The 9,937-nt window shown below is 72.7% G+C and carries 6 protein-coding genes; 4 read left to right on the top strand and 2 right to left on the bottom strand.

The window, feature by feature from the left end:
* Positions 1 to 250 precede the first annotated feature (250 nt).
* Both ACFU95_RS47055 and ACFU95_RS47050 read right to left on the bottom strand, forming a co-directional pair.
* On the bottom strand, positions 251 to 2,068 hold the full coding sequence (locus ACFU95_RS47055; protein WP_383842724.1) for an ATP-binding cassette domain-containing protein: 1,818 nt from the start codon (positions 2,066 to 2,068) through the stop codon (positions 251 to 253).
* A gap of 12 nt (positions 2,069 to 2,080) precedes the next feature.
* Positions 2,081 to 3,808 (bottom strand): ABC transporter ATP-binding protein, encoded by a 1,728-nt coding sequence (locus ACFU95_RS47050; protein ID WP_383842721.1) that lies wholly within the window; start codon positions 3,806 to 3,808, stop codon positions 2,081 to 2,083.
* Positions 3,809 to 4,208: 400 nt separating this feature from the next.
* Here ACFU95_RS47050 and ACFU95_RS47045 point away from each other — a divergent pair, with 400 nt between their 5' ends.
* From ACFU95_RS47045 to ACFU95_RS47030, 4 genes are read left to right on the top strand one after another with little or no spacing between them, the layout of a single operon-like run.
* The gene (locus tag ACFU95_RS47045; protein WP_383842718.1) at positions 4,209 to 5,231 is read left to right on the top strand and encodes an NAD-dependent epimerase/dehydratase family protein; all 1,023 of its coding nucleotides are present in this window, start codon (positions 4,209 to 4,211) and stop codon (positions 5,229 to 5,231) included.
* 17 nt (positions 5,232 to 5,248) lie between these two features.
* A complete protein-coding gene (gene asnB / locus ACFU95_RS47040) occupies positions 5,249 to 7,195 on the top strand; it encodes an asparagine synthase (glutamine-hydrolyzing) (RefSeq protein WP_383842715.1) in 1,947 nt (648 codons plus the stop codon).
* Positions 7,185 to 8,396 (top strand): Moenomycin biosynthesis protein MoeGT1, encoded by a 1,212-nt coding sequence (locus ACFU95_RS47035; protein ID WP_383842712.1) that lies wholly within the window; start codon positions 7,185 to 7,187, stop codon positions 8,394 to 8,396. Before asnB ends, ACFU95_RS47035 begins: the two co-directional genes overlap by 11 nt.
* The gene (locus ACFU95_RS47030; RefSeq protein ID WP_383842710.1) at positions 8,393 to 9,901 is read left to right on the top strand and encodes an asparagine synthetase B family protein; all 1,509 of its coding nucleotides are present in this window, start codon (positions 8,393 to 8,395) and stop codon (positions 9,899 to 9,901) included. The genes ACFU95_RS47035 and ACFU95_RS47030 overlap by 4 nt, the downstream gene beginning before the upstream one ends.
* Positions 9,902 to 9,937: the final 36 nt, after the last annotated feature.

The following is a 9,937-nucleotide window of genomic DNA, read 5'->3' as shown; positions in this document are numbered from 1 at the left end:
AGCCCTCAACACCCCACGCATACAAGGGAAATGCCCAGATCACGGCCTTCTGCAACGCGCTTTAGGGGGTGTTTCGAAAGTCCCGCACAGCACCCACGGCGCCCGGCACGCACCCTCGCCGCACCGACCAAAGGCCCAAGTACGTCCAGTACGAGAGCCTTCGTCCGGCACGCCGAGGGCACGCACCGGCTGTGACACCAGCCGCTGCCGCGGCGGACGCGGGCACCGCACGGGACTGCCGAAACACCCCCTAGCCGTCGTGGCGCGGCAAGGATCCGCCGGAAGGGCTCCCGCCCGGCTCCGCATCCGAGTTCGCCCAGATGCGCCGCATCTCCTCGGAGGCGTCGAGCACCTCCGGCAGCGTCCCCACCGCGTCCAGCCGTCCGTCCTTCATCACCACCACCCGGGCCGCCGCGCGCAGCAACGTGGGCCGGTGCGACACCGCGAGGACGGTGGCCGTGCCCTCGCCGTCCAGGAGCCGGCTCCACAGGAGCTGCTCGGTGGCGGGGTCCAGGGCGCTGGAGACGTCGTCCAGCACGAGGAGTTCGGGGCGTGTGGCCAGCATCCGGGCGATCGCCGTCCGCTGGAGCTGGCCACCGGACAGCCTGAGGCCCCGTGGGCCCACGACGGTGTCGGCGCCGTCCTTCATGGCCGCCGTGTCGGGGGCCAGGACCGCGGTGTGGGCGGCGGCCTCGAAGAGGCTCTGGCCGCCGTCGTCGTCCTTCTCGCCCAGTCCCAGCAGGACGTTCTCCCGCAGCGACCCGCTGAACAGGCGCGGGTCCTGCGGCGTGTAGCCGCAGCGCGGGGGCACCAGGAAGGCCGCGGGGTCGGCGATCGGCTCGCCGTTCCACAGCACGGTGCCCCGCTCGTGCGGCAGCAGCCCGAGGACGGCCCGGATCAGCGTCGTCTTCCCCGAGCCGACGCCTCCGGTGATCACGGTGACGGAGTGGCGTACGACGGTGAGGGAGACGTCCTCGATCCCGCGTTCCGACCCGGGGTGCCGTGCGGTCAGCCCGCGGACGGCCAACTCCCTTAGCTCGCAGGCCGGTTCGGGTGAGAGCGCCGTACCGGGTACGGGCATCGGCCCGGACGGGGACGCCGGTGTCCGAGGCCGTCTCCCGAGGAAGTCCGTGATCCGGCCGAGGGCCACCGAGACCCGCTGCAGCCGCACCGAGAGGATCCCGATCGAGGCCAGCGCCTCGGCGAGGATCTGGAGATAGAAGGTGAACAGCGCCAGGTCCCCCACGCTGAACGTCCCGCTGTGCGCCCGCCCCGCCGTCAGCAGCAGGACGACGCCGACCCCGAGCGGGGCGGCGTTGCCGATCACGGTCCGCTGTACGCCCGCGAACAGCTCCTCGCGCGCCGCCGCCCTGGCACGGGCGGCGTTCAACCGGCCGATGTGGGCTGCCACATGGTCCTCGGCGGCCGCCGCCTGCACCGCCTTCACGGCCCCGACCGCCTCCCGCAGGGCGCCCGCCACCTCGGCCGAGGCGGTACGGGTGACGTTGCGGTAACGCAGGAACCGGCCGTGCACCGCCGCCGTGACCACCATGATCAGGACCAGCAGCGCCAGCAGCGCGATCGTGACCACCGCGTCGATCCGCATCATGACGGTGAGCGAGGCGACGACGAAGAGCCAGTGCGCGAGGTTGGTCGGCGCCCAGGCCACGAAGAAGCCCGTCTCGTCGATGTCCTCACCCACCACCCGCAGAGCCTCCCCCGGCGTGGTCCGGGACGCGGCGCCCCGTCCGCGCAGGGCGGTGCCCAGCACCTCCCGCCGCAGCCGGGCCGTCGTGCCGTACTGGACCTGCGGCTCCAGCCGGCTGATCATCACGCCGAACTGGAGGCACAGCCGTGCCCCCTCGATGGCGGCCACCCAGGCGATGAGCAGCCAGACCCCGCCGCCGGCGCCGATCGCGTCGAAGAGCCGCTGGAACAGCAGCCCCACCGCGAGGGTTCCGGCCCGCAGCAGCACCCACAGCCCGGTGAGCGTCCAGTAGGCACCGGCCGAGCCGCGCAGCACGGCGCCGAGCTGCGCGAACGTGCCCCGTATGTCGATGTCGGTCACCCTTCCACCCCGTCAGCCGACGCGGAGCAGTTCGTGGAAGCGCGAGGTCGGGTCGGCCGCGAGCACGGTCTGCTCGCCGTGCTCGACCACCGTCCCCGCGTCGAGGACGAGGATGCGGTCGACGTTGCGCAGTGCGTGCGGCCGGTGCTGGACCACGACGGCGGTCCGCCCTTCCAGCAACCGGTCCATCGCGGGCATGAGCAGGCGCTCGGTGTGCGGGTCGAGCCGGGCCGTCGGCTCGTCCATCAGGACCACGGCCGGATCCCGCAGGAACACCCGGGCCAGCGCGAGGAGTTGTTCCTCGCCCGCGGACATCCCGCGCGCCCCGTCGCCCAGCACGGTGTCCAGTCCGTCGGCCAACTCCCGCCACCAGTCGGTGAGTCCGGCCTCGTCCAGCGCCGCCCGCACCCGGTCGTCGTCGACGGAGGGGTCGAAGAAGGTGAGGTTGTCGCGCAGGGTGGCGTGGAAGACCTGCACCTCCTGGGTGACCAGGGCGACCCGGCCGCGCAGCGCCCGGGTGTCTAGGCCGGCCACGTCCTGGTCGCCTACGGCAACGCTGCCGCTCGTGGGGTGGTGCAGCCCGAACAGCAGCCGTACGACGGTGGACTTGCCGCTTCCGGTCCGGCCGACGATGCCGAGCCGCTCCCCGGGACCCAGCCGGAAGGAGACGTCCCGCAGCACCGGTTCGCCGGACTCGTACGAGAAGGACACGTGGTCCAACCGGGCGCCCAGCGGCCCGGCGGGCAGCGGGCGGCCGCCCGTGCGGACTACGTCGTCGTCCTGGTCCAGCAGTTCCCTCAGGCGCCGCACGCTGACCGCGGCCTCCTCCAGGTCGTGGAAGCGGGTGGTCAGGGCCAGCAGCGGACGGCGCAGCAGCATGGCGTAGGACAGACAGGCGAAGGCCGTGCCGGTGGAGAGCTGCCCGCGGCTGTGCAGCCACACGCTGACCGCCAGGGCGAGGACCACGCTGATGGTGGACAGGCCCTGGACCGTGGCGGGCCAGCGCGCCGAGACCCGCGCCGCGCGGCGGGCTCGCCGCAGCAGCTCGGCCTGCCGTGTCTCCAGCGCGCGCAGGGTGTGACCGGAGGCGCCGTTGGTCCGCAGGTCCTCGGCGCCGGCGAGACGTTCCTCCAGGAAGCCGAGGAGTTCCGCGGACGACGCCTGCCGGGCGGCGACGAAGGGCATGGCCCGGCCCACGAGCCGGCGCAGCAGCACCAGGGTGCCCGCGGCGAACGGCGCGAAGACCAGGGCCAGCCGCCAGTCGAGCTGGAAGAGGGCGCCGAGGATCCCGACGACCAGCAGCATCTGGGCGAGGACCTCCAGCACCAGCGAGGACATCACCGCGGCGAGCCGGGTGACGTCGCCGTCGACGCGGTCGACGAGTTCGCCGGGCGGGTGGCGCTGGTAGAAGGAGGAGGGCCTGCGCAGACAGTGGGCCACCAGGTCGGCGCGCAGCCGGTTGGTGGTGCGCCAGGCGAGCCGCACGGCGACGGCGTCGCAGCCGATGGTCACCACGAGCAGTCCGAGGGCCGCCGCCAGATACCACCCGGCGACCGCGAGCAGCAGGTCGGAGGGGCTTCGGGACAGCGTGTGGTCGATGAACCGGCGCATCATCTGCGGTGCCGTCAGCTGGAGCCCGATGCCGAGCGGAACGAGCACCGCGAGAAGGAGGACGGAGGGGCGTTCGCCGCGCAGATAGCGGAACAGTACGGACAGTTGCCGTAACGGACTGCCTGCCAACGCGTCCCTCCCCGGGCGGCGGAAGGCCTCAGCATAAAGTCCGTTCCCGGCCGTTGGGAATGACGCGTGCACCTGGGATGCGGCCCTTGGAGCGCCTGCACGGAGTCGGGAATGCGTCGCCCAATGCGGAATATGGTCCGCCGCTTTATCCCGGGTCACGGCGGGCCAGGAGGCCGTTGCTGCTGATTCATCTCGCTGTTAGACTCCACGGGTCTTCTGGGCAATTCGCCCTGCACGCCATCGTCGTGCACCAGCACCTCTCGGCCAAATTCTCCGGCACCCACGGAAATTCCGACGGGCCGAGTCTCCGTACCTCGCAGCGGATCTGCGCCCGAGGACAGCACCACCGCAAAGCACCGCCTTGAACGACCGGATACCAACGGACCAAGGGGGATTCGCAATGTCGGGTGACGCGCACCACGGGGTCGACACCACGAGAAAAGTGGTGGTCACCGGCGCCGCGGGTTTCATCGGTTCCCATCTCGTCGAGGCGTTGCGGCGCGATGGCGTGAATGTGGTGGGTATCGACCGGAAATCGAGTTGGGCCACCGGTGAAATCGCGCCGTCCGCAGAGCTGGGTTCTCTCCACGCCATCCGCGCCGACCTCGTCTCCGCGGATCTGTCGGCCTGCCTGGACAATGCCGAAACCGTCTTCCACTTAGCCGCGCTGCCCGGTGTGCGCCCGTCCTGGACGCAATTCCCGGAGTATCTGCACTGCAACGTCCTGGCCACTCAGCGCCTCATGGACGCCTGCGTCCGTGCCGGGGTGCCCCGGGTGGTCATGGCGTCCTCGTCCAGCGTCTACGGCGGCGCGGAGGGCACGATGAGCGAGGACGACCTCCCCCGCCCGCTGTCCCCCTACGGGGTCACCAAGCTCGCCGCGGAGCGACTCGCCCTCGCCTTCGCCGCCCGCCGCGACGCCTCCCTGTCGGTGCACGCCCTCAGGTTCTTCACGGTCTACGGCCCCGGCCAGCGCCCGGACATGTTCATCGGCCGGGTCATCCGCGCCACCCTGGAGAACAAGCCGATCGAGATCTACGGCGACGGCACCCAGGTCCGCGACTTCGTCCATGTGTCGGACATCGTGCGCGCGCTGACCCTCGCCGGGACGGCCCCGGAGCAGGGCAGCAGTGTCCTGAACATCGGCACCGGACAGGCCGTGTCGATGAACGAGGTCCTGGCTCTGACCGGCGAGCTCTCCGGCCGGACACCGGACGCGAGGTACGGCCCCGCGCGCATCGGCGATGTCGGGGCCACGCTGGCCGACGTCGAGCGCGCGAGGCAGCGGCTCGGCTTCACCGCACGCATGGATCTGCGCTCCGGGCTGGCCACACAGATCACGTGGGTCAGGCGGTCGCTGTCCCAGGCGCCGCCGCACAGGACCACGTCGCCGGCCGGTCTGGCTCCCACCCGCCGGTCGTAGCCGGTATGTGCGGCTTCGTGGGATTCAGTGATCTCGGCGGTGGCCAGGACATGGGCCGTGCCACGGCCGAACGGATGCTGGCGGCGGTGGCGCACCGCGGCCCCGACGGCAGCAGCTGGCGCCATCACCACGGCGTGACCTTCGCACACTGTGCCCTGACCTTCGTCGACCCCGGCCGGGCCAGGCAGCCGTTCGTGTCGGCGAGCGGCGCCGTCGCACTCGTCCTCAACGGGGAGATCTACAACCACGCGGAGCTGCGCCGCGAACTGCGCGCCACGGGAGCCCGGTTGCGCACCGAGAGCGACACCGAGGTGCTGCTGGAGCTGTACGAGCGGCACGGCATGAAGGTGCTGGAGCGGGTGCGCGGCATGTACGCCTTCGTCCTGCACGACGCGCGTACGCAAACGACCGTCCTGGGCCGCGACCCGATGGGCAAGAAGCCGCTCTACTACACGCGTGTGCCCGACGGGATCGCCTTCGCCTCCGAACTCACCGCGCTGCTGCGCCATCCTGACGCGCCGCGCACTCCGGACGTCGGGGCTCTGGCCGGATATCTGACCCTCCAGGCCTTCTGCGCACCCGGCTCGGCCGTCGAGGGCGTGTACAAGGTCCGCCCCGGCAGCTATCTGGAGTACGCCGACGGGCGGCTGCGTGAGGTGGAGTTCTGGCGGCCCCGGCTGGGGTCGCCCGGGCGGGCGCCGGGCGTCCGGGAGGCGTCCGCGCGCTTCGAGGAGCTGTTCCGGGCGGCGGTCGCCCGCCGGGTGAGCAGCACGGAGCGTCGGCTCGGGGTGCTGCTGAGCGGGGGCCTGGACTCCAGCGCGGTGGCCGCCGTGGCCCAGCAACTCTCCCCGCGGCAGCCGGTGCTGACGTTCAGCGCGGGGTTCGAGCAGCAGGACTTCGACGAGAGCGCGCACGCCGGGGCGGTAGCCCGGCACCTGGGCACCGAACACCATGTGGTCCGGATCAGCGGACGCGATCTCGCCGAGGTGGTGGAGTCGGAGTACGCCCAGGCCGACGAGCCCCTCGCCGATCCCTCCCTGCTGCCCACCCGCATCGTCTGCCGGAGCGCACGGCAGCATGTGCGCGGGGTGCTCACCGGCGACGGCGCCGACGAACTCCTCCTCGGCTACCGGTACTTCCAGGCCGAGCGGGCGATCGAGATCCTGCTGCGGCTGATGCCGGCGCCCCGGCTGGAGGCGCTCGCGCGAACGCTCGCGCGCCGGCTGCCCGCGCGGTCCGGCAATCTGCCCGCCGCCGCGGCCCTGGGCCTGCTGGCGCGCGGACTGCGGGCGGCCCCGGAGCACCGTTTCTACCTCTCCGCGGCCCCTTTCGGACCGGCCGAACTCCCCGGCCTGTTACGGCCGGACGCCCGCGCGGCGCTGACCGGTCACGCCCCCTTCGCCGAGGTCTCCCGGCTCCTGGACGGCCAGCCGGACCTGACCGGCGTCCAGCGCAGCCAGCTCGCCGTCGTCGCCCACTTCCTGCGTGACGTGATCCTCACCAAGACCGACCGCGGCGGCATGCGCAGCGCCCTCGAACTACGCTCCCCCTTCCTCGACCTGGACCTGGTCGAGTACGGCAACGCGCTGCCCACCGCGCTGAAGCTGCGCCGCTTCACCGGCAAGTACCTGCTGCGCCGGATCGCCGCCGGCTGGCTGCCGCCGGACATCGTCCGGCGGACCAAGCTGGGCTTCCGCGCCCCGCTGGCCGCCCTGCTGCGCGACGAGCTGCGCCCACTGCTGCTGGACACCCTCTCCGCGTCCGCGCTGGACCGCGGCGGCGTGTTCGACGCTGGTGCCGTGCGCAAGCTGACCGACGACCACCTCGCCGGGCGGCGTGACACCTCCCGCAAGCTGTGGGCTCTGCTGACGTACCAGCTCTGGTACCAGTCCCTCCCCACGCTCGCCGCGTCTCCCTCCCCCGCCTGCCTCGACCTCACCGAGGAGCCCCACCGTGCGCCCTGACCCTCCGCACATCCAGGTGCTTTCCCCCCGGACCTGGGGGGAGTTCGGCAACTACCTCGCCGCCACCCGGTTCTCCCGGGTGCTGCGCGGCGCCGTCGACGCGGACGTGACGCTGCTGGAGGCCGAGCCCATCCTGCCCTGGCTGGGCGAGGCGGGGGCCGAGATCCGCACGATCTCCCTGGAGAGCCCCGACGCGACCGTGCGTACCGAGCGCTACATGGGTCTGATGGGCCGTCTCCAGGAACGTTTCCCCGCCGGTTTCGAGGTCGCCCCCACCTCCGGCCAGCAAGCCGCGCTCGCCCCGCTCACCGAGCACCTGCGCACCACCGCCCCCGACGTGGTGGTCGGCACGAAGGGGTTCGTGGCGCGGCTGTGCGTGGCCGCCGTGCGGCTGGCGGGGATCCGCACCCGGGTGGTCAGCCATGTCACCAACCCGGGGCTGCTCCAGCTGCCGCTGCACCGCAGTGCGCACCCCGATCTGACACTGGTGGGCTTCGCCTGGGCCAAGGACCACCTCCTCGCGCGCACGGGCGGCGATCCCGAACAGGTGCGGGTGGTGGGGCCGCTGGTCGCCCAGCACGACCTGCGCGACTTCATGACCAGCGAGTCCGCCGCCCCGGCCGCCGGGCCCTGGGGCGGGGACACGGACTCCGGCCGGCCCCGTCTGATCGTCTTCTGCAACCGCGGCGGCGACGTCTACCTGGAGCTGGTGCACCACATCGCCGCCCACCATCCGGACACCGACCTGGTGTTCGTCGGCTACGACGACCCCGACCTCGCCCGTCGCGCCGCGGCCGGTGCGCAGCGGCTCCCGCACTGGCGGTTCCACAGTCGGCTCACCCAGGCCGAGTACTTCGACTACATCGACCGCGCGTCCCGCTCGCCGCACGGACTGCTCGTCTCGAAGGCGGGCCCCAACACCACGCTGGAGGCGGCCTACTTCGGGATTCCCGTGCTCATGCTGGAGTCGGGTCTGCCGATGGAGCGGTGGGTGCCGGGGCTCATCCACGAACACGACCTGGGCCGGGCCTGCGCCGCGCCCGAGGACCTGTTCCGGACTGTCGACGACTGGCTCACCCGCCCGTCGGCGATCGAGGAGCACAAGAAGGCCGCGATCGGCTTCGCCGAGTCCGTGCTCGACCAGGAGGCGGTGGCCCGCCGGATCGGCGATGCCGTCCGGCCCCTGCTGGAAACCCGGTGAAGCCCCGTACCCGGCTGGTCCCCGGGCCCGACGGGGTGCGGGCCGAGGGCGACAAGGAGGCGCGGCTCGGGCATGTCCTCAGCGGGGACCCGCTGGCCGGGGAGCAGCCGCCCGAGGGGATCTTCGCCGCCTGGGAATGGGACGGCGAACGCCTCCTCGCCCGCACCGACCGGTACGGCATGCACCCGCTGTACTACCGGTCCGACGCCGGCTCGCTGACGCTCTCCCCCGACCCGCTCGCCCTGCTCCGGCCCGGTGAGCGCGCCGACCTCGACCACGACGCGCTGGCCGTCTTCATCCGGCTGGGCTTCTTCCTCGCCGAGGACACCCCTTTCACCGCGATCCGGGCGCTGCCCCCCGCCGCCACGCTGACCTGGACCCGCGACGGGGTGCGCCTCGACGCCCCCGCACTTCCCGTTTCCGGGCCCGCCGACCTCACCCGGGACGAGGCCGTGGACGGCTTCGTCGAGCTGTTCCGCGCCGCCGTGACCCGTCGGCTGCCGACTCAGCCGTACGTCCTGCCGCTCAGCGGCGGCCGGGACTCGCGGCACATCCTGCTGGAGCTCTGCCGTCAGGGCGCCCCGCCGCGAGAGTGCGTCAGCGGCGCGAAGTTCCCGCCCGACCCGGGTGCCGACATCCGTGTCGCCGCCGATCTCGCCGGGCGCCTCGGTCTGCCGCACCGCACCGTCGACCGGCCGCGCTCGCAGTTCCACGCGGAGCGCGCCGCGGGCCCGGCCCAGGGCATGGGCACGCTGGACGGCGCCTGGACGCTGCCCCTGCTGGCCTTCCTGCGCCGTCACGGCGGCCTGTGGTACGACGGGCTCGGGGGCGGCGAGCTGGCCCAGAACCCCAGCATCGAGCTGATCCGGAAGAACCCCTACGACAGCGCGGACCTGCCGGCGCTGGCGGACCGGCTGCTGGTCGCCGGCCGCACCGGAGCACACGTCGAGCACCTTCTCGGCCCTCGCACCCACGCCCTGTGGAGCAGGGAGAGGGCCCGCGCCCGGCTCGTGCGGGAACTGGCCCGGCACGCCGACGCTCCCCTCCCGCTGGGCTCGTTCTTCTTCTGGAACCGGACGCGGCGCTCCATCGCCCTGGCACCCTTCGCGCTCGGCGGCGAGCACACGGTGGTCCACACCCCCTACCTCGATCACGCGCTCGTCGACCATCTCGCCTCGGTGCCACGGCGGTTCCTCATCGACGGCACCTTCCACGACCAGGCGCTGCACAAGGCGTTCCCCGAGCACGCGGGCCTGGGGTTCGCCGCGGCCGTTCCACAGCGCCACGGGTTCGTCCTGTTCGGGCACCGGCTGGCGTACCTCGCCCGGCTGCTCGGCCACACCCTGCACGCCGAACGGGACTGGTGGCGCAGCCGCGACCGGGTCCTGCAACGGCTGCTGGCGGCGGGCCGCGGGCCCGGGGCACCGCAGCGCGTCAGCCGGCTCCAGCCGCTGGCCCTGTATCTGCTCCAGCTGGAGTCCCTCGCGGCCGGAGGAACCCGCTGAGTCCCCATGACACCACCGCCCGCACAACCCCAGAAG

The sequence above is a fragment of the Streptomyces sp. NPDC057623 genome (genome assembly GCF_042800355.1).
GTDB lineage: Bacteria > Actinomycetota > Actinomycetes > Streptomycetales > Streptomycetaceae > Streptomyces.
The sequence above is the reverse complement of the archived record's forward strand: the minus strand, read 5'-3'. Positions and strand labels throughout refer to the sequence as shown.

Coding starts and splice junctions, on each gene's coding strand:
- ACFU95_RS47045 (WP_383842718.1), top strand. CDS start 4,209: ATGTCGGGTGACGCGCACCACGGGGTCGACACCACGAGAAAAGTGGTG.